General features: G+C 71.3%; 17 protein-coding genes. 8 read left to right on the top strand and 9 right to left on the bottom strand.

What is annotated here, in order from left to right; translation table 11 throughout:
• Positions 1 to 9: 9 nt before the first annotated feature.
• Genes QSK39_RS42480 through QSK39_RS42460 form a run of 5 tightly spaced genes read right to left on the bottom strand, consistent with a single transcriptional unit; the run spans position 10 to position 9,099 of the window.
• Positions 10 to 4,674: a DEAD/DEAH box helicase gene (locus QSK39_RS42480; RefSeq protein ID WP_285483452.1), complete on the bottom strand. Its 4,665-nt coding sequence runs from the start codon at positions 4,672 to 4,674 to the stop codon at positions 10 to 12.
• The gene (locus QSK39_RS42475) at positions 4,652 to 5,515 is read right to left on the bottom strand and encodes a DeoR/GlpR family DNA-binding transcription regulator (protein ID WP_285483451.1); all 864 of its coding nucleotides are present in this window, start codon (positions 5,513 to 5,515) and stop codon (positions 4,652 to 4,654) included. Before QSK39_RS42475 ends, QSK39_RS42480 begins: the two co-directional genes overlap by 23 nt.
• Positions 5,487 to 6,827 (bottom strand): MFS transporter, encoded by a 1,341-nt coding sequence (locus QSK39_RS42470; RefSeq protein WP_285483450.1) that lies wholly within the window; start codon positions 6,825 to 6,827, stop codon positions 5,487 to 5,489. Before QSK39_RS42470 ends, QSK39_RS42475 begins: the two co-directional genes overlap by 29 nt.
• The gene (pdxA, locus tag QSK39_RS42465) at positions 6,824 to 7,852 is read right to left on the bottom strand and encodes a 4-hydroxythreonine-4-phosphate dehydrogenase PdxA (protein WP_285483449.1); all 1,029 of its coding nucleotides are present in this window, start codon (positions 7,850 to 7,852) and stop codon (positions 6,824 to 6,826) included. The genes QSK39_RS42470 and pdxA overlap by 4 nt, the downstream gene beginning before the upstream one ends.
• Complete coding sequence (locus QSK39_RS42460) at positions 7,849 to 9,099, bottom strand: four-carbon acid sugar kinase family protein (protein ID WP_285483448.1); 1,251 nt, start codon at positions 9,097 to 9,099, stop codon at positions 7,849 to 7,851. Before QSK39_RS42460 ends, pdxA begins: the two co-directional genes overlap by 4 nt.
• Before the next feature lie 182 nt (positions 9,100 to 9,281).
• On the opposite strand from QSK39_RS42460, the gene QSK39_RS42455 reads away from it, so the two are divergent.
• The 4 genes from QSK39_RS42455 to QSK39_RS42440 all read left to right on the top strand — a co-directional run bounded on the left by QSK39_RS42455 (position 9,282) and on the right by QSK39_RS42440 (position 13,384).
• Positions 9,282 to 11,117, top strand: coding sequence for an Hsp70 family protein (locus QSK39_RS42455; RefSeq protein WP_285483447.1), 1,836 nt, complete (start codon positions 9,282 to 9,284; stop codon positions 11,115 to 11,117).
• A gap of 39 nt (positions 11,118 to 11,156) precedes the next feature.
• Entirely contained in the window at positions 11,157 to 11,351 is a 195-nt protein-coding gene (locus QSK39_RS42450) for a DUF3046 domain-containing protein (protein ID WP_284741065.1), read from the top strand.
• Between the two features lie 238 nt (positions 11,352 to 11,589).
• On the top strand, positions 11,590 to 12,636 hold the full coding sequence (recA, locus tag QSK39_RS42445; RefSeq protein ID WP_155542037.1) for a recombinase RecA: 1,047 nt from the start codon (positions 11,590 to 11,592) through the stop codon (positions 12,634 to 12,636).
• 220 nt (positions 12,637 to 12,856) lie between these two features.
• Positions 12,857 to 13,384, top strand: a complete 528-nt coding sequence (locus QSK39_RS42440) for a regulatory protein RecX (RefSeq protein WP_285483639.1) — start codon at positions 12,857 to 12,859, stop codon at positions 13,382 to 13,384.
• A gap of 100 nt (positions 13,385 to 13,484) precedes the next feature.
• On the opposite strand, the gene QSK39_RS42435 is transcribed toward QSK39_RS42440, so the two are convergent.
• The 4 genes from QSK39_RS42435 to edd all read right to left on the bottom strand — a co-directional run bounded on the left by QSK39_RS42435 (position 13,485) and on the right by edd (position 19,479).
• On the bottom strand, positions 13,485 to 14,738 hold the full coding sequence (locus tag QSK39_RS42435; protein ID WP_285483446.1) for an MFS transporter: 1,254 nt from the start codon (positions 14,736 to 14,738) through the stop codon (positions 13,485 to 13,487).
• A 17-nt stretch (positions 14,739 to 14,755) separates the two neighbouring features.
• Positions 14,756 to 16,783 (bottom strand): PEP/pyruvate-binding domain-containing protein, encoded by a 2,028-nt coding sequence (locus QSK39_RS42430; RefSeq protein ID WP_285483445.1) that lies wholly within the window; start codon positions 16,781 to 16,783, stop codon positions 14,756 to 14,758.
• Positions 16,784 to 16,996: 213 nt separating this feature from the next.
• A complete protein-coding gene (gene eda, locus QSK39_RS42425; protein WP_285483444.1) occupies positions 16,997 to 17,602 on the bottom strand; it encodes a bifunctional 4-hydroxy-2-oxoglutarate aldolase/2-dehydro-3-deoxy-phosphogluconate aldolase in 606 nt (201 codons plus the stop codon).
• Positions 17,599 to 19,479 carry a phosphogluconate dehydratase gene (gene edd, locus QSK39_RS42420; RefSeq protein ID WP_285483443.1) on the bottom strand — a complete coding sequence of 627 codons (1,881 nt, stop codon included), beginning with the start codon at positions 19,477 to 19,479 and terminating at the stop codon, positions 17,599 to 17,601. Before edd ends, eda begins: the two co-directional genes overlap by 4 nt.
• 252 nt (positions 19,480 to 19,731) lie before the next feature.
• Here edd and QSK39_RS42415 point away from each other — a divergent pair, with 252 nt between their 5' ends.
• The 4 genes from QSK39_RS42415 to QSK39_RS42400 all read left to right on the top strand — a co-directional run bounded on the left by QSK39_RS42415 (position 19,732) and on the right by QSK39_RS42400 (position 23,567).
• Positions 19,732 to 20,019, top strand: coding sequence for an Rv0250c family protein (locus QSK39_RS42415; RefSeq protein ID WP_284741071.1), 288 nt, complete (start codon positions 19,732 to 19,734; stop codon positions 20,017 to 20,019).
• On the top strand, positions 20,016 to 20,840 hold the full coding sequence (gene sdhC / locus QSK39_RS42410) for a succinate dehydrogenase subunit SdhC (protein WP_285483442.1): 825 nt from the start codon (positions 20,016 to 20,018) through the stop codon (positions 20,838 to 20,840). The genes QSK39_RS42415 and sdhC overlap by 4 nt, the downstream gene beginning before the upstream one ends.
• A gap of 61 nt (positions 20,841 to 20,901) precedes the next feature.
• Positions 20,902 to 22,818, top strand: coding sequence for a fumarate reductase/succinate dehydrogenase flavoprotein subunit (locus tag QSK39_RS42405; RefSeq protein ID WP_285483441.1), 1,917 nt, complete (start codon positions 20,902 to 20,904; stop codon positions 22,816 to 22,818).
• A complete protein-coding gene (locus tag QSK39_RS42400) occupies positions 22,815 to 23,567 on the top strand; it encodes a succinate dehydrogenase/fumarate reductase iron-sulfur subunit (RefSeq protein ID WP_284741074.1) in 753 nt (250 codons plus the stop codon). Before QSK39_RS42405 ends, QSK39_RS42400 begins: the two co-directional genes overlap by 4 nt.
• The last annotated feature ends 122 nt before the right edge of the window (positions 23,568 to 23,689 follow it).

The raw sequence follows: 23,689 nt of genomic DNA, 5'->3' as shown, positions 1-23,689 counted from the left end.
ACTGGCAGCTTAGGCCCGCAGGCGCAGACCCGAGGGCGTGGCCCGGAAACCGGCCTCCCGCAGGACCTCCGCCAGCTCCGACGTCAGGGCTTGTTCGCCGTCCGCACGCTGGACCGCCAGCTGGCCCAGCCAGCCCTCCCGGACCGCGGCTGACAGCGCCTGTGCCGCGTCCGACAACGGTTGCCGTTCCTCGGTGAAGCTCAGCAGTGACCGGCCTCCTCGCTCGACGTACAGCGCCGGAACCCCGTCCACCAGCACCGCCAGCGCACCGGCCTTGCGGGCCGGGCGGTGCTTCGTGTCGCCCGTGGCGGCCGGCCAGGGGAGCGCCGCACCGTACGGCTGGGCCGGGTCCGCCGCCGCCAGCACCACCGCGCGGCCGGGAGCCGGGCGGCCCGGACCCGACAGCGCACGCAGCCGGTCCACCGCCCCCTTCGCCGCGAACTGGGCCGCGCCCAGCCCCTCCACGACGTAGCCGCGGATCACCTGGCCGGTGTCTTCCATGCCGCGCAGCACCTTGTAGATCCCCGAGAACCCGCCGGTGACGCGTTCGGTGTCGAGCGCGCCGCGGGTCAGGACGCCGTGGCGCTCCAGGAACGCCTCCGTCCGCGCGTGGGCGCGCCGGGTCGCGTCGGTCTCGCGGACCGGCGTCAGCGCCCAGCGGCCGGCGACCGTCGGCGGCCCCGACCGCGACGGCATCTGCGGCCGCCCCGCCCGCAACCGCGCGTACCGGCCGCGAGGAGCCTGCCGCCGCGGCTTGTGCGCGCCGTGCCCGGCCACCTGGGCCCGCAACGGCCCCAGCGTGTCGCCCGTGACCAGCCCGGCCCACACCAGGTCCCACAGCGCGGCCACGACTTCGGCGTCGTCCGGCGCCTTGTCCACCAGCACGCTCGCGCGGTCCACCAGCTGGCGGAAGAACAGCGCGCCACCCTCCAAAGTGGACACGAGCGCGTCGTGCAGCGGGCCGGTCGGGATGTCCTCGACGACTTCCGGCAGCAACAGGTCGGCGACGTCGGTGGGGGCGAGCGCGATCCAGCCGTCCCCGCCCGACAGCGCGCCGCAGCCCGCCCACGTGACCTCGCCCGCGGTCGTCAGCTCGTCGAGCAACGCGGGGAAGTAGCCCGGCAGCCGGCCGGGCAGGATCAGCGACTCCACCGCGCTCGCCGGCAACGGCGCCCCGGCCAGCTGCTCGACCACCGACAGCACGTCGTCCGCCGTCGGGGCCGCCCGGACGCGGCCGCCGAACCCGTGCCACGCCGGCAGGAACCGGCCCAGCGCCGCCGGTTCGACCGGCTCCACCTCGGCCCGCAGCTTCGCCAGCGACGCCCGCCGCAGCCGCCGCAGCACCGCGGAGTCGCAGTATTCGACACCCACGCCGTGGGTGTCCGGATGCCCGACGGGGCTCAGTTCGCCGCGCACCAGGCGGCCTTCCCCGGTCATCCGGTCGAGGACACCGGTGACGACCGCCATGCCCAGCCCGAACCGCGCCGCCACGGTCGCCGCCGCGAACGGCCCCCGGCTGCGGGCGTAACGCGACAGCAGGTCGCCGAGCGGATCCGCGACCGGTTCGGTGAACGCCTCGGGAACGCCGACGGGCAGCGCGGTGCCCAGCGCGTCCCGCACCTTGCCGGAGTCCTCGATCGCCAGGAACCGTTCCGTGCCGCCGATCCGCACCCGGATCGCCCGCCGTGCCGCCTCCAGCTCGGTGAGCCACTCCGCCTGGATCCCGCGCTCGGCCGCCTCTTCGACGGTCAGGTCGCCGAGGAACCGCAGCAGGTCGGCGGCGTCCTCGGCCGAGCGCGCGTGCCGGTCCGGGTCGAGCCGCTGCAGCGACCGTTCCACCTCACGCACGGCTTCCGGGTCGAGCAGCTCGCGGATCGCCTCGGTGCCCAGGAGCTCGGCCAGCAGCCCCGAGTCCAGCGACAGCGCCGCCGCGCGCCGCTCGGCCAGCGGCGCGTCCGTCTCGTACAGGAACATCCCGACGTAGCCGAAGAGCAGGCTGCGCGCGAACGGCGACGCGGCCGGCGTCTCGACCTCCACCAGCCGGACCTTGCGGGCCCGGACGTCGGCCATCAGCTCGCGCAGCCCGCTCACGTCGTAGACGTCCTGCAGCACCTCCCGCATCGCTTCGAGGACGACCGGGAACCGCTCGTACTTCGCCGCGACCGACAGCAGCTGCGATGCGCGTTGCCGTTGCTGCCAAAGGGGAGTGCGCCGCCGCGGGTCCCGCCGCGGCAGCAGCAGCGATCGCGCCGCGCACTCCCGGAACCGCGCCGCGAACACGGCCGAGCCGCCGACCTCCGCGACGATCAGCTGCTCGACCTCTTCGGGGTCGAGCAGGATGTCGTCCGCGCCGATCGTGACGTCGCCGCCCTCGGCGTCGAGCGCGTCCGGCAGCCGCAGCACGATGCCGTCGTCGGAGTGCGCCACCTGCGCGTCCACCCCGCGGTTCTCCCGCAGCCGCGCGGCGATGGCCAGCGCCCACGGCGCGTTCACCTGCGCGCCGAACGGCGAGTGCACGATGATCCGCCAGTCGCCCAGCTCGTCGCGGTAGCGCTCCAGCAGGATCGTCCGGTCGTTCGGCACGTGCCGGGTGGCCGACTTCTGTTCGGTCAGGTACGCGAGGAGGTTGTCGCACGCCCGCTCGTCCAGCCCCGCCGCGGCAGCCCGCTCTCGTGCCTTCTGATCGTCCGCTGTGGACAGTTCGCGGACGAACTTCCCCAGCGCCCGGCCGAGTTCCAGCGGACGGCCCGGCGCGTCGCCCTTCCAGAACGGCATCCGGGCCGGCTCGCCCGGCGCGGGTACCACGATGACCCGGTCGTGCGTGATGTCGGTGATCCGCCACGACGACGTGCCGAGCAGGATGGTGTCGCCGACACGCGACTCGTAGACCATCTCCTCGTCGAACTCGCCGACGCGCGAACCGGGCTTGTCGTCCCCGCCCGGCGTCATCACGGTGAACAGGCCGCGGTCGGGGATGGTGCCGCCGGAGGTGACGGCCAGCCGCTGCGAGCCGGGCCGCCCGCGCAGCTCGCCGGCGATGCGGTCCCAGGTGATCCGGGCCCGCAGCTCGCCGAACTCCTCGCTCGGGTACCGGCCGGCGAGCATGTCGAGCACCGCGTGCAGCGCGTCGTCCGGCAGCGACGCGAACGGCGCCGCCCGCCGCACCAGCGCCGCCAGGTCCGCCACCGTCCACGGTTCGAGCGCCACCATCGCGACGACGTGCTGCGCCAGGACGTCCAGGGGGTTGCGAGGGTAGCGGACCGCCTCGATCGCGCCGCTCGCCATCCGTTCGGCGACCACCGCGCAGGAGACGAGGTCACCGCGGAACTTGGGGAACATCACCCCGGAGGAGACCGCGCCGACCTGGTGCCCGGCCCGGCCGACGCGCTGCAGCCCGGACGCCACCGTCGGCGGCGCCTCGATCTGCACCACCAGGTCGACCGCGCCCATGTCGATGCCCAGCTCCAGCGACGACGTCGCCACCACGCACGGCAGCCGCCCGGACTTGAGGTCTTCCTCGACGTGCGTGCGCTGCTCCCGCGACATCGACCCGTGGTGCGCGCGGGCGATGACCGGCGGCGCGCCGGTGCTGACCCCGGACTGCCCGACGGCTTCGGCCGGGAACGTGTCTTCGGGCGTGAGCTCGGTCTGCTCGGCGGCCAGCTCGTTCAGCCGGGCGGTCATCCGCTCGGTGAGCCGGCGCGAGTTGGCGAACACGATGGTCGAGCGGTGGTCGCGGATCAGGCTCAGCACCCGCTCCTCGACCGCCGGCCAGATCGACGGCCGCTGCACCGGGTTGCCGGCGATCTCCTCCAGCGTGCCCAGGCCACCGGGTGCGATGTCGCCGGGCGGGAACGCCTCGGTCAGCGACTCCAGCTCGTCGAGCGGGCTCGGCGCGGGCCCGCTGCGCGGCGCGTCGAGGTTGCTCATGTCCTCGACCGGGACTTCGACGCGGACCTCGATGGTCTTCGCCAGCTTCGGCTGGACCACCCGCACCGGGCGGCCGCCGGCCAGGAACGCGCTCACCTCGTCGACCGGGCGGACCGTCGCCGACAGCCCGATCCGCTGCGCCGGCTTCGGGAGCAAGGAGTCGAGCCGTTCCAGCGACAGTGCGAGGTGTGCGCCGCGCTTGCCGCCGGCGACTGCGTGCACCTCGTCGACGATCACGGTCTCGACGCCGCGCAGCGACTCCCGCGCCGACGACGTGAGGATCAGGAACAGCGACTCCGGCGTGGTCACCAGCACGTCCGGCGGGGTCTTGCCGAACGAGCGGCGCTCGGCCGCGGTGGTGTCGCCGGTGCGCATGCCGACCTCGATCTCCGGCACCGGGAGCCCGAGCCGCCGCGAGGCCTGCGAGATGCCGGCGAGCGGCGCGCGCAGGTTCCGCTGGACGTCGACGGCGAGCGCCTTCAGCGGGGAGACGTAGAGGATCCGGCAGCGTTTCGTGGCCTCCGCCGGCGGCGGCTCCACCGACAGCCGGTCCAGCGCCCAGAGGAACGCCGACAGCGTCTTGCCGGAGCCGGTCGGCGCGACGACGAGGGCGTGCTCGCCCGCGTGCGCCGCCCGCCAGGCGCCTTCCTGCGCCGCGGTGGGCGCGGCGAAGGCCCCCGCGAACCAGTCGCGGGTCGCGGGGGAGAAGAGGTCGAGCACGTCACCTTCCACGTCGTCCATCATGCGCGGCACCACCGACAGTTTCCGACTTCGGTTCGGGGGTCCGGGTGGCGGAGCCCCCGGCCCGGGGCGAAGCCCCGGTTGTCACAGGCTCGCCGGCCAGGATCACGCTCTCGGCGAACTGCGGATACATGACGTCGATCTTCGGCTTGTCCGTGATCAGCCGGTACTCGCGGTCGAGCGGTGCCCAGTACGGGAAAGGTGCCTGGCCCAGCTTGGAGTGGTCGGCCAGCACGTACGCCTCGCCGCCCGCGTGCAGCAGCGCGTGCTTGACGACCGACTGCTCGAGTGAGGGGCAGCACAGGCCCCGCTCGGCCACCAGGCCGTCCGCGCCCAGGAACACCCGGTCGGGTGAGATGTGCCGCAGCTGGGCCAGCACGCTCTCGCCCAGGATCGCTTCGTTGGGGTGGCGGACCCGGCCGCCGAGGACGATCAGGTCGATCCCCGCGAAGCCGGCGAGCTCGCGGATGGCGGTGATGCCGTTGGTGACGACGGTCAGCCTCTCGCGGTGGGCGAGGTGCCGGGCGAGCCTGCCGGTGGTCGTGCCGGCGTCGAGCAGCACGACCTCGCCGTCGCGCACCAGCGCGGCGGCTTCCCGGGCGATGGCGTCCTTCGCCGCCGCGTGCTCGCGGTCCTTCTCGAGCGGGCTGCGTTCGGTGTCGAGCGCGCCGCCGTAGGTGCGGACGACGTGCCCGGCCCCGGCGAGCGAGGCGAGGTCGCGGCGGATCGTCGACTCCGAGACGCCGAACTCCTCGGCCAGTTCCGCGATGCCGCCCGAGCCGTCGCGGACGGCCTCCAGGAGCATCGCGCGCCGGTCACGGGTGCCTGGTCGCGGCTGGGACATGCGCCGAGTCTTCCACGAGGGACGGTTTCAGCCCGAAGAACGCCAGCCCGGCGGCCACGGCGAGGAACGCGGCCAGGACCACGAAGCCGGTGGTCGGGCTGCCGGTGACGTCGGTGAGCCAGCCGACCAGGTAGGGCCCGGCGAACCCGCCGAGGTTGCCCAGCGCGTTGATCAGGCCCATCGCCACGGCCACGACCTCGATGCCGAGGATCCGGCTGGGGATGGCCCAGAACGGCCCGTACGGCATGTAGACGCCGGTCGCGACGACGCAGAGCAGCACCAGCTGCACCGCCGCCGGCCAGTGCACGAGGTTGCCGAGCAGCAGCCCGGCGATGGCGACGACCAGCGGCACCGCGACGGCGAGCCGCCGGTTGCCGGTCCGGTCCGACCAGTGCGCGCACGCCACCATCCCGGCCAGCGCCAGGACGTACGGCACGGCCGACAGGAAGCCGACGGCGGTGGCCGAGCCGCCGGTCATCGTCTTCACGACCGACGGCAACCACAGGCTGAAGCCGTAGAACCCGGTGATCCAGAAGAAGTAGACGCCGATCAGCAGCAGCACCTGCCGGTTCGCCAGGGCCTGCCGGTAGCCCGCTTTTCGGGGGTCCGGGTGGCGAAGCCCCCGGCCCGAGGCGAAGCCTCGGTTGTCACAGCCCTCCTTCGCGAACGCGGGCTTCGCCTCTTCCTCGGCCTTCAAGGTGGTTTCGAGGTATTCGCGTTCTTCGGCGGAGATCCAGCGGGCCTGCGCCGGCCGGTCCGCCACCGCGAACCACCAGACGACGGCCCACAGCAGCGGCGGCAGGCCCTGGATCACGAACACCCAGCGCCAGGACATGTGGTCGAGCATCAGCCCGGACAGCGGCGACATGACGATCGCCGAGATCGGCAGGCACGTCATCCACAGCGCGTTCGCCCGTGCCCGTTCGGCCTGCGGGAACCACGACGCCAGCAGGATCAGCACCGCCGGCCACACACCGCCCTCGAACAGGCCGAGCAGCAGCCGCGCGAGGTGCAGCTGGGTCTCGTTCTGCACCAGGCCGCACAGGACGGCCGCGACCGCCCAGGCGATCATCAGCAGCAGCACCGTCTTGCGGGCGCTCCACTTCACCGCCAGCACGGCCGCCGGGATCTGCAGGATCAGGTAGCCGATGAAGAAGATGCCGCTCGCCAGCCCCTTCGCGCTGGCGGACAACGGGAAGTCGTCGCCGATGTAGGGCAGGATCACCGCGACGTTCGTGCGGTCGAGGTAGGCCAGCATGTACATGACCACCGCGACCGGGATCACGTACGCCCAGCGCTTGCGGGGGATCACCGGACGCCCGGTGGGTAGATGGTGGGCAGCTTCCGCGCGTACGGCGCCAGGGTCGCCGCGGCCTTGAACGCCGCGACCATCGTGCCGTGCGAGGCCCGGCCGGTGCCGGCGATGTCAAACGCCGTGCCGTGGTCGACCGACGTGCGCAGGATCGGCAGGCCGACCGTCACCGACACCGTGCCGTCGAAGTCGTACGTCTTCGACGCGATGTGCCCCTGGTCGTGGTAGAGCGAGAGCACGCCGTCGAACCGGCCCTGGATCCCTTGGTGGAAAACCGAATCCGCGGGGATCGGGCCGACCACGTCGAGCCCGGCGACCCGCGCGGCGGCCACCGCCGGGGCGATCGCGATGATCTCCTCGTTGCCGAACTTGCCGTTCTCCCCGCCGTGCGGGTTCAGCGCGGCCACGGCGAGTCTCGGTTTCTCGGTGCCGAACACTTCGAGGGCGGTGTAGGCCTCGCGGATCGCGTGTTCGATGTTCTCCCGCGTGATCCGGTCGATCGCCTCGCGCAGCGAAAGGTGCCGGGTGGCGAAGAAGATCTTCAGCCCCGACACCCAGAACATCGTGTTGTACCGGGTCGAGCCGGTCAGCTCGCCGAGCATCTCGGTGTGCCCGAGGTGCTGGGAGCCCGCCGCCCAGATCGCCTCCTTGTTGATCGGCGCGGTGACGACCGCGTCGACCTCGCCGGCCAGCGCGAGCCGGGTGGCCACCTCGATCGCGCCCACGGCGGCGGCGCCCGCCGTCGCGTTGACCTCGCCCCACGGCAGGTCTTCCCGGACCACGCCGAGGTTGAGGATGTCGATCACGCCCGGGGTGAAGCGCGCGTCGGCGACCGTGGCGATCGGGTTGATCTCCAGGTGCAGGCCGAGGTGCCGGACCAGGCGTTCCAGCACGATCGCGTCACCGACCGCCACCCCGCGCGCCAGCTGCAGGGACTCGGGCTCGGCGAGCGTCTTGAGGGTGATCTCGGGGCCGATGCCCACGGGGTCGCCGAGGGTGACGGCAAGGATGGGGAGGTCGCTCACGGGGTGTTCCTTCCGGTGGCCAGCACGTGGTTCAGGTGTTCCAGGCAGGCGACGGCGGCGTCGCGCCCGCCGATCAGCCCGCCTTTGGTGGCGAAGGGCAGCCCGGTGTGCGGGCCGCCGGAAAGCCGCCCGGCGACCGCCAGGGGCAGGACTTCGGTGTCGATCTCGAAGCCTTCGGCCCCGAGCGCTTTCGTGACTTCGACGGCGATGTCGCCGCCGGTCGCGTACAGCCCGCCGATCCGGTGCCCGCCGAGCACCAGCCGGGCGGCTTCCCCCAGCGCCGGCGGGATCTTCGCGGCCACCTCCGGGTCGACCGGCGTGCCCGGGGTGGGCGCCCGGGTCCGGATACCCACTACACGGTGCCCGGCTGCCAGCAGTTCGCCTGCCGCCGCGGCGATCGACGGGGGATCGGGCCGCTCCGGGTCGACGTCGACGTACCGCGCGTCCAGCACCAGCTCGGTTTCCAGCAGCTGGTCGTGGGTCTGCCCGGTGATGCTGCCGACCACGGCGAGCACCGGCGGGACGGTGCCGTGGCCGGGCGCGAGGCCCAGCGCCGCGGCCAGCCGGACGCCGAACGGGCCCGAGTCCACCGAGATCCACCGCGTGCCCTCGGCCGCCAGCCGGGCCGCGGCCTTGGCGACGGTGGTGAGGTGCCGGTTCGTGGTGGCGTCGCAGACGACGATCCCGGCCGGCCGGCGCAGCGCGGCCACGACCGCGTCCACGCCTTCCTCGACGACGTCCAGCGGCAGTTCGGCGATCTCCCGGCCGGTGGGCTGCAGGAGGGTGCGGATCCGCGACGACTTCACCGGGGCCAGCGGATCGCGCGACGCGGGGCTTTCGGCCAGCGGCACGCCGTCGACCAGGTGCAGGCCGCCGAGGGTGACCCGGCCGGCGTCCGGGAACGCGGGTACGACCAGGGCCCGGGCGTCCGGCGCCGAGGCCAGGACGGCCTCGGTCTCCACGCCGACGTTGCCGCGCAGCGTCGTGTCCACGCGCTTCACGGTCAGCTCGACCGGCCCGGCCAGCTCGATCGCGGTCCGCACCGCCCGCGCGGCGTGTGGTGGCGAGGCGTGGCGGGTACCCAGGTTGACCACCAGCGCGTCGATCCCGCTTTCCGCGCGGAAGCAGGGCGCGTCCGGTTCGAGCGGCGCGTTGACGGAAACCGCGCGCAGCCCGAAGCGGGCGTACAGCGCTCCGGTCGCGTTGCTGCCGGTCAGGTCGTCCCCGAGGACGAGCAGCTTCGGCATTGCGGACGCTCCCTTGCGCGGTCTGTGCAACTCGAATGACCGAACTGCGCAACTATCGTGCACCGCGATCACCGCCGAAGTCAAGGAGCAGTGACTTTCGCGGGTCCGCACGCACGGTGACCGCGCACGTGGCAGCATCACGGCGAACGCCGTCGAGGCGGGTTTTCGTGAAGGGGAGTGCAGTGCGGATCCTGTCGGTGGACCTCGGGACGTCCAACACCGTCGCCGTCCTTTCGGCGCACGGCATGCCGCCCCGGGTCGTCGAGGTGGACGGCTCGGCCAACATGCCGTCGGCCGTGTTCGCCGCCGAAGACGGCACGATCATGGTCGGCCGGGACGCCGAGCGCCGCGCCCGCCTCGACCCGACGCGCTTCGAGCCAAACCCCAAGCGCCGCATCGACGAACAGACCCTGCTGCTCGGCACCGACGTCGTCCCGGTGACCGATGCGCTGGCCGCGATCCTGCGCCGCGTGCTCGAAGAAACCTCCCGCCAGCTCGGCGGCGAGCAGCCCGACGAGGTCCGGCTGACCCACCCCGCGCAGTGGGGCCAGACCCGCCGCAACGTCCTGATGTCGGCCGCCCGGCTCGCCGGGATGGACCGGAACATCCTGCTGGTGCCCGAACCCGTCGCCGCGGCGGCGCACTTCGCGTCGTTCCCCGGCAAGTCGCTGGCCCCCGGTCAGGCGCTCGCGGTCTACGACCTCGGCGCGGGCACCTTCGACGTCGCCGTCGTCGGCGCCACGCAGAACGGCTTCACCGTGCTCGCCGAGGACGGCCTGCCCGACCTCGGCGGCCTCGACGTCGACCAGGCGCTGATGGTGCACGTCGGGCGCGAGGTCTCGCACTCCGACCCGCAGCGCTGGCAGCGGCTGCTGCGCCCCGAGTCCACCGGCGACCGGCGTACCCGGCGCGCGCTGCAGGAGGACGTCAAGGCGGCCAAGGAGGCGCTGTCGCGGCACCCGCAGACCGAGGTGCCGATGCCCGAGCCGTTCAAGGACGTCCTCGTCACGCGCGGTGAGCTGGAGGGCCTCGTCCGGCCGGCGATGCTGCGCAGCGTCGAACTGCTTTCGCGGACGCTGCGCTCGTCCGGGCTGACCCCGGACCGGCTGGCCGGCATCTACCTCGTCGGCGGGTCGAGCCGGCTGCCGCTGGTCGGCACGATGATCGCGGAGAAGCTCGGCGTCGTGCCGGGCAGCCTCGACCAGCCGGAGACCGCCGTCGCGCTCGGTGCCCAGCACGTGGCCCGCGACGGGCTCGGCGCGCGGACGCAGAACGTCGAAGGGGCCGTTGCCGCGGGCCGCCCGCAGTACGCGCCTCCGCCGCCCCCGCCGCAGTACCCGGGCTACGCGCCGGCGAACTTCCCGCCCAGCGGCCCGCAGCCGGTGCCGTCGAACTTCCCCGCGTACTCGCCTGCAGCCGCCGCGGAGAAGGCCGAGCCCCGCGGGAAGAAGAAGCTGTTCATCGGCATCGCGGTCGCGGTCGTCGTGGTGCTCGCGGCCGGGCTGACCTTCTTCCTGACGTCGTCGTCCTCGACGGCCACCTACACCGCCGAGCAGTGCAAGACGCCCGGCCAGGCCGACGACAAGGGCCTCACCGGCTGCCTGCGCCAGCTCGCCGGGAAGATCGCCGACACCGGCGACTGCAAGCCGGGCATGGGCAACGGCCCGGCGGCGCCGGCGGAGAACCTCGGGGCGGCCTCGACCTGCTCGGCCCCGGGGCGCGCGGGCACGCAGGTCACCTACGTCCAGGGCACCAGCGCCGACGCGCTCAAGCAGTACACCGACGGCCTGCTCACCTCGGCGGGCGGCGACCGCACCGAGGCCGACTGGGGCGGCAACGGGCTCAAGGGCCGCTACTCGTCGGCCGCGGGCAAGACGGCGGCGGTGCTCGTGTTCACGGTGTCGGACCGGCCGCTGGTGGGGTTCATCTACCAGCTGAACTCGAGCGACCAGGCCCAGGCGACCACGCCGGACACGCTGGCCGACTACTTCGAAGCGAGCGTCCAGCCCGGCGGGTAGCGAACGGGCCGTTCGCGCCCTCCGGATAGAGTGGGCCCGATGCGGATCACGGTTTTCCGGCGGCTGATGGCCGAGGAGTTCGGCCCCGGGCGAGCCCAGGTGCTGGCCCGGGACCACGTGCTCAGCGCACTCGGCGGCCGCACGGTCGACCAGGCGCTGACCGCCGGAATCCCGGCCAAGGACGTCTGGCGCGAGGTCTGCGACGCCTTCGACGTGCCGCGCGAGCGGCGCTGACCTGGGCGGATGCGCACGGGTCCTGACCCGGGCGGGCGAAAATCCTAGCGCAAGGGTGTGTCGCTGCCGACCTCGAACAGGTGTTCGTCTATGGTGTTGTCCACATCGGGTCCAGCGATCCACAGATCGGGCGCCGCGCCTGGAATTGTCGGTCCCCGCCGCTAGCGTCGGACCGGACAGCTGAAGAACCGACACAGCGCCCTCGAGACGGGGGCTTCGACCAGCGAGGTGGACTTCCATGCCTGCAGCACCCGACAAGGACAAGGCGCTCGAGCTCGCGCTCGCGCAGATCGACAAGCAGTACGGCAAGGGCTCGGTCATGCGGCTCGGCCAGGACGGCCGCGCGCCCGTCTCCGTGATCCCGACCGGCGCGATCGCCTTGGACGTCGCACTCGGCATCGGCGGGCTGCCCCGGGGCCGCGTCATCGAGATCTACGGCCCGGAGTCCTCCGGTAAGACCACGGTCGCCCTGCACGCCGTGGCGAACGCGCAGAAGAACGGCGGCATCGCGGCGTTCATCGACGCGGAGCACGCGCTGGACCCGGAGTACGCCAAGAAGCTCGGCGTCGACACCGACGCGCTGCTCGTGTCCCAGCCGGACACCGGTGAGCAGGCGCTCGAGATCGCGGACATGCTGATCCGCTCCGGCGCGCTCGACATCCTGGTCATCGACTCCGTGGCCGCACTCGTGCCGCGCGCCGAGATCGAGGGCGAGATGGGCGACTCGCACGTCGGCCTCCAGGCCCGCCTGATGAGCCAGGCGCTGCGCAAGATGACCGGTGCGATGAACAACTCCGGCACCACCGCGATCTTCATCAACCAGCTGCGCGAGAAGATCGGCGTCATGTTCGGCTCCCCGGAGACCACGACCGGTGGTAAGGCGCTGAAGTTCTACGCCTCGATCCGCCTCGACGTGCGCCGCATCGAGACGCTCAAGGACGGCGGCGAGCCGGTCGGCAACCGCACCCGCGTCAAGGTCGTGAAGAACAAGATGGCCCCGCCCTTCAAGCAGGCCGAGTTCGACATCCTGTACGGCCACGGCGTCTCCCGCGAGGGTTCGCTGATCGACATGGGTGTCGACCAGGCGATCCTGCGCAAGTCCGGTGCCTGGTACACCTACGAAGGCGACCAGCTCGGCCAGGGCAAGGAGAACGCGCGGAAGTTCCTGCGCGACAACCCGGACATCGCCAACGAGATCGAGAAGCGCATCAAGGAGAAGCTGGGCATCGGCGCGCAGGTCGACGCCGAGGCCGTCGAAGCCGTGCCGGCGCCGGTCGACTTCTGAGAGGGCGTCGGGATGGGGTGAGGTGTGCTGCGGGATTGGGTGAGGTGTGCTCGCGGAGTGCGCTCGCCTTGATCCCTTCGCCGTGTCTTCCGGGGGTCGAACCCCCGGGCCCCCGCCAGGGGGCAAGCCCCCTGGACCCCCTTCGTGGTCGCGTTGTGTGGTGACGCGTGGCTTGGGCTGTGAACAAAGAGGAGTAGTCGAGGTGGCGAGGGCGCCGAAGATTCCACCGTCGGAATTGCCTCCCGAGGAGCGGTACAAGAAGGCCAAGGAGATCTGTTACGACCTCCTGGCCGTGCGTGCGCGTACTCAGGAGGAGCTCCGGCAGGCCTTGCACCGCAAGGGATTCGACGAGGAGACCAGCGAAACCCTGCTCGGCAAGCTCGACCGGGCAGGGCTGGTGAACGACGCGGAGTTCGCCGAGCTGTGGGTGAAGTCGCGGCACGAGACCCAAGGGCTGTCCCGCACCGCGCTGCTCGCCGAACTGCGGCGCAAAGGCGTCGACGACGAAGTCGCGGCGCAGGCGGCCGGTGAGGTCGATCGCGAGTCCGAGGAGCAGATGGCCAGGGAACTGGTCCGCAAGCGCCTCGGCTCCCTGGGCAACGTCGACGAGCAGACGGCACTGCGGCGGCTGCTCGGCTTCCTGGCCCGCAAGGGCTACCCGCAGGGCCTCGCGTACACGGTGATCAAGGAAGAACTCCGCGAGTACGGCGCGGAGTCCACCCTCCTCGACGACGCCTACATCGACTGACGCCGGCCCGCCCGAGGGCGGGCGTCGCAGGCGAAGCTCGACGGTGCACCACCGCCGGATCGTCGGCGGTGGGCGCCGGGGCTCGAGCGCCGGCGCCGCGTCAGGCGGGTACCGTCTCTCGTTCGACCGGCCGCCGGCGGTCCGAGCGGTGCTTGCGGACCGTCAGCAACAGCACCGCGAGCAGCCCCATCACCACGCACGTGACCACCGCCGACAGCACCAGGAACTCGTTCAGCTGCCCGGCTGCCAGGTAGGCGCCCAGCGCCACCGCCACCACGGCGCACACCGCTCGGTCCACAATGGACTCCATCGACAGGAGTGTCGCGCGGTAGCGGGAGTCCGGGATGGAATCGTTCAGCAGCTGCTTCTGGACCGGGAACGAAATCCCCGTCGCCACCGCGAACACGCACAACACGAGCACCGTCGGGAGGGAGCCCACGAACACGACCACGCCGAGGCACAACGCCATCACGATCGTCAGCGTGAACACCGACCCCACCGGGCCGATCGCGCGGCGGAGACGGTGCGGGCGGGCCGCGCCCAGAGCCTCGAAGACCGTCATCGCGGCCAGGACCGCGCCGTACCAGTTCACCGACAGCGACTTCGACTCCAGGATCGGCTGGAACAAGTTCACCTGACAGATCCTGACCAGCGTGAACATCGCGATGCCCTGCACCATCAGCAGCATCAGCCATCGTGACGAGCGCAGGGCCGACAGCGCGCCGCCGACTCCGGCGAGCAGCGAGGCCGTCTTGTCTTTCACGAGACGGCCGCCCGGGATGGCCGGGAGCCTCAGCGCGAACACCAGCGCCACCGCCGCGTTGATCGCCGTGAGCCAGTACGGGGAGGGGAGGTTCCACGTCATCAGCAGGCCGATCACCGGCCAGTACACGATCTTCCCGACCAGGCTGAACGCGCGGCCGACACCTTCGACACGGAGGTAGTGCTCACCGGAGCCGGAAGCGTGCACGTACTCGTACAGGTACGCGCTCTGCGCCCCGGACACCAGTGACCGCGCCAGCGCGATCAGGACGAAGTGCACCAGGAACCCCGTGTACGAGCCGAGGAACACCGGCACCAGGTTGGCCGCCACGAGCACGCCGGCGCCGGCGGCCAGCGACGTGCGGTAGTCGAACCGGTCGGCGATCATCCCCGTCGGGATTTCCAGCAGGCAGAACATGATGTAGTAGATGCTCTGGATGCCGAAGATCTCGCCGTCGGACAGGCCGACGAGCTTCTGGTACTGGTAGAAGATCGGCACCCACAGCAGCAGGCCGAAGAAGAACTGGAACCCGTAGGTCAGCCGCACGGTACGGCGGACGGCGGGGTTCGCGGGCAGGCGAAGGCCCAGCATGACGCTTTCTCCTGAACTCAAACGGAATACGGACGCAGCTGCACGAGGTGGAGGTGGTCGCCGTCGGCGAGCCACTCGATGTCCACCGGTGAGCCGAACGTGTAGTCGGGCGAGAAGTGCCCCTGCAGCAGGCGGCCGGCGATCGCCAGGCGCTGCAGCTGGTCGTGGGCCCGCGAGTCGAGGTCCGCCGCCGCGTCGCCGAGCGACACCGTGCGGCCACCGCCCTCGACCGTCGAGTACAGGTACTGCATGGGCAACGCCGAGCCGTCGACGACGTCGGTCACGCGAGGCGACACGTTGACGTACACCGTGCGGAAGTCCGCGCGGTTCATCGGGTTCGTCGTCACCAGCACGCCGCCGAAGTCCGCCGCGACCTGCTCCTGGATCACCACGCCCATGTAGCACTCGTCGAGCGAGATCCCGGCCTGCCGCCGCAGCCGGACGCTGCGCACCGACACCAGCGACGCCCAGACTTCCTTGACACTGGCGAAGATCCGCTCGGCCGTCGTGACGTGGTTGAGCGACTCGTAGATCCCGGCCGCCGAGAACCCGGCCAGGTCTTCGGCGTTCGACGAGCTGCGCACGACGAACGTCTGCACACCGGCCAGCTGCGACACCAGCGCGGAGTCGATCTCCCCGGCCAGCGCGCCCGGCATCCGGGCCGACCGGATCAGGCTCTGCAGCTCGACGCACAGCGGCTCGATCTCCCGCGCGTCCAGCTCGCACGCCATCTTCAGCTTGCCGATGGCCTGCTGGATCCGCGGCGACGACTCCAGGAACCGCCGCTGCAGCGAGAACGGCAGCGCGATGCCGCGGGGCACGCGGACGTGGTCGTCGAGCAGCCGGCGGGCGGCGGCATGCAGGGAACGGGGCTCCGGGGCAGAGCCCCGGCGGGGGTGCGGGGGCACCCCCTGCTCGACACAGTCGGCGTCGGCGGGGACGTCCAGCAACCGGGCCAGGTACGGCAGCAGGTTCTCCCGCGGCGGCCGCGGCACCTGGTAGAAGCCGAGCAGGCGTTGCGACCCGTGTGCCAGCACGTGGTGCAGCTCGCCGAGGTTGGCCGCCTTGGTGCCGTAGCGGTACCGGTCGGCCGCGCGCAGCCGCGCGAGGTTCACGATCGGGCTGCGCTCGGACTCCGGTTCCTCCAGCGTGACGCGCTGGGCGTACCAGTTCGGCGGCGCCGCCGAGGCCGGCTCGTCGATCTCCTGCAGCGTGAGCGCCCGGGCGTCCACCGTGTACTCGACCCACTTGCCGTCGAGCCCGCGGCGCTCGATGTCGGCCAGCGCGCCGAGCTGGACGGCGTTCGGGATCTGCCAGCCGGTGGCCAGCACGTTGGTGTGCGACAACGGTGTCGTGTGCCGGGCGTTGACGATGCCCGACAGCCGCGGGATGTCGTCGGGCACGCGGTCCATCACGATGATGTCCGACCAGTCCAGCGTCGCGGCGCGGTACTCGGCCTCGGTGCGGAACGCGCGCAGCCGGCCGGTGGCCGTGCCGGGGTTCAGCGCGACGAAGGGCGCCGTCGAGAACAGCTCGTGCGCGAACACCCGCGGCAGCTCGGCAGCCGGGATCTCCCGGACGATCCGCTCCTGCAGCTGGTTGGCAGGCTTGAACACCAGCGGCAGCGCCGGGTCGACGTACCGCGCGACGAAGGCGTGGAACTCGCGGATCAGCTCGGCCGGCATGGTGTCGACCTCGACCGTCTCGAGCGAGAGCATCTGCGGGTGCCGGGCCAGGATGCCGAGCAGGAACCGGCGGTCCGGCCCGTGGTAGAAGTCCTGGTTGTAGGAGTCGATCTCGGCGCGCACCCGTTCTTCGGGGACGCCGAGGATCTCTTCCCCGATATAGATCGCGTGAAAGGAATGGCGCGCGTCGTTCAGGAAGTGGATGACCGCGTTTTCGCGGTCCACCACGACCTTGACGAAGGAATAGCCGCCGAGGGTGCCGCCCAGCTGGTGGAGGGCGGACAGGGAAAGGCGTTCGCCGATGAGTGCGGCGACATTCTGAGGGGCAGGGCTGGGGGCGACCACGCTGGTCAGGGACACCGGTTCTCCTCGCTCGAAACAGCGAGGAGGAACGATAACAGGGGGTGAATCACCGACCGTGGCGCAAATGGACCGATCACTGGCACAAACGGGCGAACGCATGACCGCCGCCACACCCGTTAGGAGCACCGTTCCACCGCGTGGGAACGGTGCTCCCGGAATCCGGAAGCCGATTCCGCCGTTCGGGTCCGTAATTCCGCGGGGTGATCTCGGCTACAGCTTCGCGGCTTCCGCGGCCAGTTTCTCGATCGTCGCGACGTCGAGCGAGGCCGTCAGCCACGAGCCGCCGATGCAGCCGACGTTCGGCAGCGCCAGGTACGAAGGCGCCGACGCCACGGTGATCCCGCCGGTCGGGCAGAACTTCAAGCCGGGCAATGGGCCCGCGATCGACTTCAGGTACGCGACCCCGCCGGACGCCTCCGCCGGGAAGAACTTCAACGCCGTCAGCCCGCGTTCGGCCAGCTTCATCGCCTCGGACACGGTGCTCGCGCCGGGCAGGAACGGCAGCCCGGTGTCGAAGCACGCGTCGACGACCGCGTCGGTGCAGCCCGGCGTCACGAGGAACTTCGCGCCCGCGTCGGCCGCCTGCTTCGCCTGGTCCGGCGAGGTGACCGTGCCGGCGCCGAGGACGATGTCGGGCACCTCGGCCGCGACGCGCTCGATCGCCGACAGCGCCGCCGGGGTGCGCAGGGTCAGCTCGATGACCCCGATCCCGCCGGCGAGCAGGGCCCGGGCCGTGGGCACGGCGTCGGCGGCGTCGTCGATCACCACGACGGGCATCACGGGGGACAGCTCGAGCAGGTCCTGACCGGTGGTCACTGACCGACCTCCTGGGTTGCGAAAGCGGGCGTTCCGAAGTGCTCCGGCGTCAGGCCCCCGAACACCGATGCGCCCTGGTCGGCGGGGCCGACGGCACGGCGCAACGCGGCGAACAGCTCTCGGCCGGTGCCGGTCCAGGATGCTTCGGACGGCGGCGAGTCCACAAGTTCACGGAGGGCGAGTTCTTCGTCACCGACCAGCACGTCGAGGCTGCCCGTGGACGCGTCGAGCCGGATGACGTCGCCGTCCGCGACGCGAGCGATCGGGCCGCCCGCCGCGGCTTCCGGCGTCACCTGGATCGCGGCCGGGATCTTGCCCGACGCGCCCGACATCCGGCCGTCGGTGAGCAGCGTCACGGCGTGCCCGCGGTCCATCAGCACGCCCAGCGCCGGGGTGAGGCCGTGCAGCTCCGGCATGCCGTTGGCCCGCGGGCCCTGCTGCCGGACCACCACGACGACGTCGCGGTCCAGCTCGCCCGCCTCGAACGCGGCGGTGAACTCCTCCTGCGTCGTGAACACCCGCGCCGGCGCCTGGACGACCCGGTGCTCGGGCGCCACCGCGGACACCTTGACCACCGCGCGGCCGAGGTTGCCCTCGACCATCCGCAGCCCGCCGTCCGCGGCGAACGGGCGCCACGCCGGGCGCAGCACCTCCTCGTCGAGGCTGCGGGTCGGCACGTCGCGCCAGACCAGCTCGCCGTCGGACAGGATCGGCTCGGCCCGGTAGCGGTGCAGCCCGAACCCGGCGACGGTGTGGACGTCCTCGTGCAGCAGGCCGGCGTCGAGCAGCGTGCCGACCAGGAACTGGATGCCGCCGGCGGCGTGGAAGTGGTTGATGTCGGCGCTGCCGTTCGGGTAGACCCGCGCCAGCAGCGGCACGACGGCCGAGAGGTCGGAGAAGTCGTCCCAGGTCAGCTGGATGCCGGCGGCCGCGGCGATCGCGACCAGGTGCATCGTGTGGTTGGTCGAGCCGCCGGTGGCGAGCAGCGCGACGACGCCGTTGACGAACGCCTTCTCGTCGAGGATCCGCGAGACCGGCGTGTACTCCTCGCCGCGCGAGATCGCGACGGCCCGCCGTCCGGCCTCTTCGGTCAGCGCCCGCCGCAGGGACGACCCGGGCTGGACGAAGCTGGCGCCGGGCAGGTGCAGGCCCATCACCTCGACGACCATCTGGTTGGAGTTGGCCGTGCCGTAGAAGGTGCAGGTGCCGGCCGAGTGGTACGACGCCGCTTCGGCGTCCAGGAGGTCTTCGCGGGTCGCGAGCCCCTCGGCGTACAGCTGGCGGACGCGCGCCTTCTCCTTGTTCGGCAGCCCGGAGTTCATCGGCCCGGCCGGGACCAGCACGGCCGGCAGGTGCCCGAACGACAGCGCGCCGATCAGCAGGCCGGGCACGATCTTGTCGCAGACGCCCAGCAGCAGGGCCGCGTCGAACATGTCGTGCGAGAGCGCGATCGCCGTCGACATCGCGATGACCTCGCGGCTGTACAGGGACAGCTCCATGCCCGCGCGGCCCTGGGTGATGCCGTCGCACATGGCCGGGACGCCGCCGGCGAACTGGGCGACACCCCCGGCGGAGCGCACCGACTTCTTCAGCCAGGCCGGGTACTCCTGCATCGGCTGGTGCGCCGAAAGCAGGTCGTTGTAGGACGACACGATGGCGACGCCGGGAGCGCGCGCGGCTCGCAGCGCCTCCTTGTCGACGCCGTCCATGGCGGCGAAACCGTGGGCGAGGTTGCTGCACGCGAGGCCGCGGCGGACCGGGCCCTCGTCGTGGGCGGCGGCCGTGCGGCCGAGGTATGCGGCGCGCGTCGCGGCACTGCGCTCGGCGATGCGGGCGGTGACTTCGGCGACGGTCGAGTTCAGGGAGGTGGGGCTCATGTCCGGCTCCGGATCACTGGTGTGTGGTGGTCCGCGGGACGGCAACGCTGGCGCCTCTGGGTCGTGACACTGGCCACAGTACCTCGGGAAAACGCCGAATCAAAATCGATTCAGAAGATCGACCCGCGTGACCCCGATCACCCCCAGAACCGTTAGTGTGCTAGTTGTCACACTGCACGACGCACGGTAAAGCCGTGGGGCGAATGATCGTCCGCCCGGCTTCCGCCGGCCCCACCACACCCGGGAGGAATGATGTCCACCTCCGAGATCGCCGAGCTGCGGCGAACCATCGGCCAGCTCAGGCAGTGCGTCGGCGCACTGCGCTCTCGTTACGGCGACGCTTCGGCGGTCCGCCGGCTCGCCAACGACGTGGAGCGCCTCGACATCGACACCGCGGACCTCGACGGCACGCCCCTGGCGGTGCCGGCCCAGGCGAAGGCCGCGGAGCGCGTCCAAGTTCCCGACACCCCTTACGATCCGGCGCTCTGGCACGGCGCCGATGACGAAGGCGTCGGCGGCTACAAGCGCGACCAGCGGTGAGCGCTCCCGCTGACAACGGCGTCGGCACCGGCGTCCGGGCCCCCAAGCGGGCCCGGATCGCCGAGCGCACCCTACGCACGGACCGGTGGTGGCTCCAGCCGCTGCTGACCGTGCTCGGGCTGTCCGCGTTCATCATCTACGCGACGGTCCGGTCGTTCGTGCGCACCGCGTACTGGGTGCCCGACTACCACTACCTGACGCCGTTCTACTCACCCTGCCTGTCCACGTCCTGCGTCGAGGGCTCGAGCCACTTCGGACACTGGTTCGGCGACCTGCCCGGGTTCATCCCGCTCGGCTTCGTCGTGCTGCCGTTCCTGCTCGGGTTCCGCCTGACGTGCTACTACTACCGCAAGGCCTACTACCGGGCCGTCTGGTTCTCCCCGCCCGCCTGCGCGGTCGCGGAACCGCACGCGAAGTACACCGGCGAGACGCGGCTGCCGCTCATCATCCAGAACGTCCACCGCTACTTCTTCTACGTCGCCCTGATCGTCTCGCTGGTCAACACCTACGACGCGATCACGGCGTTCCACGGGAAGACCGGCGGCTTCGGCTTCGGGCTGGGCAACATCATCCTGCTCGCCAACGTGGTCCTGCTGTGGGCGTACACGCTGTCCTGCCACTCGTGCCGGCACGTCACCGGTGGCCGGCTCAAGCACTTCTCCAAGCACCCGGTGCGGTACTGGATCTGGACGCAGGTCACGAAGCTCAACACCCGCCACATGGCACTGGCCTGGACGACGCTCGGCACGCTGGTGCTGACCGACTTCTACGTCATGCTCGTGGCCAGCGGGGCCATCGCGGACCTGAGATTCGTGAACTAGCGCATCCCCCGGCAGTGCTCCCTGAAAACTGAAGTCCCCAGTTCCGAGGTGGAATTTCTCTATGACCGAGGTCGAACGCCACAGCTACGACGTGGTGGTGATCGGTGCCGGCGGCGCCGGTCTGCGCGCTGTGATCGAAGCTCGCGAGCGCGGTTTCCGCGTGGCCGTCGTGTGCAAGTCCCTGTTCGGCAAGGCGCACACGGTGATGGCCGAGGGCGGGTGCGCGGCGTCGATGGGCAACGCGAACTCGAACGACAACTGGCAGGTCCACTTCCGCGACACCATGCGCGGCGGGAAGTTCCTCAACAACTGGCGGATGGCCGAGCTGCACGCCAAGGAGGCGCCCGACCGCGTCTGGGAGCTGGAGACCTACGGCGCGCTGTTCGACCGCACCGCCGACGGCCGGATCAGCCAGCGCAACTTCGGCGGGCACACCTACCCGCGGCTGGCGCACGTCGGTGACCGCACGGGCCTCGAGCTCATCCGCACGATGCAGCAGAAGATCGTTTCACTGCAGCAGGAGGACTTCGCCGAGACCGGGGACTACGAAGCGAAGATCAAGGTCTTCGCCGAGTGCACGGTCACCGAGCTGCTCACCACCGACGGCAAGATCTCCGGTGCGTTCGGTTACTGGCGCGAGAGCGGCCGGTTCATCCTCTTCGACGCGCCGGCGGTCGTGCTCGCGACCGGCGGCATCGGCAAGTCGTTCAAGGTGACGTCGAACTCGTGGGAGTACACCGGCGACGGCCACGCGCTGGCGCTGCGCGCGGGCGCGAAGCTGATCAACATGGAGTTCGTCCAGTTCCACCCGACCGGGATGGTCTGGCCGCCGAGCGTCAAGGGCATCCTCGTCACCGAGGGCGTGCGCGGTGACGGCGGCGTGCTGAAGAACTCCGACGGCAAGCGGTTCATGTTCGAGTACGTGCCCGAGGTGTTCAAGGGCCAGTACGCGGAAAGCGAAGAGGAAGCCGACCGCTGGTACTCCGATCAGGAGAACAACCGGCGGACACCGGACCTGCTGCCTCGCGACGAGGTGGCCCGCGCGATCAACTCCGAGGTCAAGGAGGGGCGCGGTTCCCCGCACGGCGGTGTCTTCCTCGACATCGCCAGCCGGCTGCCGACCGAGGAGATCAAGAAGCGGCTGCCGTCGATGTACCACCAGTTCAAGGAGCTGGCGGACGTCGACATCACGGCCGAGCCGATGGAGGTCGGCCCGACCTGCCACTACGTCATGGGCGGCATCGAGGTCGACCCGGACACGGCCGCGGCGAGCGTGCCCGGCCTGTTCGCGGCCGGCGAGTGCTCGGGCGGCATGCACGGGTCCAACCGGCTCGGCGGCAACTCGCTGTCGGACCTGCTGGTGTTCGGCCGCCGTGCCGGGCTCGGCGCCGCCGAGTACGTGGCCGGCCTGGGCGAGCGGCCCGCGGCCGCGCAGTCCGATGTGGACGCCGCGGCGAAGATGGCGCTCGCGCCGTTCGACCCGCCGGAAGGCGCGTCGGCCGAGAACCCGTACACCCTGCACACCGAGCTGCAGCAGTCGATGAACGACCTGGTCGGCATCATCCGCAAGGCCGGCGAGATCGAGCAGGCGCTGGAAAAGCTGGGCGAGCTGCGGCAGCGGATCCTGCGCGTCACGGTGGAAGGGCACCGGCAGTTCAACCCCGGCTGGCACCTCGCGATCGACCTGCGCAACATGCTGATGGTCAGCGAGTGCGTCGCGAAGGCCGCGCTGACGCGGACCGAGAGCCGGGGCGGGCACACGCGGGACGACTTCCCGGGCATGGACGCCGAGTGGCGGCACAAGCTGCTGGTGTGTTCGGCCTCGGAGGGGGACAACCCCGTCGTCCCGGACATCGGCGTCGTGGTCAAGGAGCAGGTGCCGCTGCGGCAGGACCTGCTGGAGCTGTTCGAGTTCGGCGAGCTCGGGAAGTACTACACCGATCCCGAGCTCGAAGCGCACCCCGGGAGCAAGGCATGAGCTACAAGGCGAGCTTCCGCGTCTGGCGCGGCGACGACACCGGCGGCGCACTGCAGGACTTCACGGTGGAGGTGAACGAGGGCGAGGTCGTCCTCGACATCATCCACCGGCTGCAGGCCACGCAGGCGTCGGACCTCGCCGTGCGGTGGAACTGCAAGGCGGGCAAGTGCGGCTCGTGCTCGGCGGAGATCAACGGCAAGCCGCGCCTGCTGTGCATGACGCGGATGTCGACGTTTACCGAGGAAGAGGTGATCACGGTGACGCCGATGCGGACGTTCCCGGTGATCCGCGACCTCGTCACCGACGTGTCCTTCAACTACACGAAGGCACGCGAGATCCCGTCGTTCACCCCGCCCGCGGACCTCAAGCCCGGTGACTACCGGATGCAGCAGGTGGACGTCGAGCGGTCGCAGGAGTTCCGGAAGTGCATCGAGTGCTTCCTGTGCCAGAACACCTGCCACGTGGTGCGCGACCACGAGGAGAACAAGGAGTCCTTCGCCGGGCCGCGGTACCTGATGCGCATCGCCGAGCTGGAGATGCACCCGCTCGACGTCGCGGATCGCCGTGACGCCGCCCAGGAGGAGCACGGCCTCGGCTACTGCAACATCACCAAGTGCTGCAGCGAGGTCTGCCCGGAAGGCATCCACATCACCGACAACGCGCTCATCCCGATGAAGGAGCGCGTCGCGGACCGCAAGTACGACCCCATCGTGTGGCTGGGGAACAAGCTCTTCCGCCGCGACAAGTAACGCGTTCCCGTTCGTCGCTCGCGAACCGCGTGCCGGCCGCCCTCGAGGCGGCGGTCGCCGGTTCGCGAGCGTCGTTACGGGGTTCGCTCGTGCGGGGAACGACGGACGTCTACAGCGACATC

The organism is Amycolatopsis sp. NBRC 101858 (assembly GCF_030269325.1).
Classification (GTDB): domain Bacteria; phylum Actinomycetota; class Actinomycetes; order Mycobacteriales; family Pseudonocardiaceae; genus Amycolatopsis; species Amycolatopsis ponsaeliensis.
Note: the sequence above shows the minus strand (reverse complement) of the source record. Positions and strands in the feature narration are given on the sequence as shown.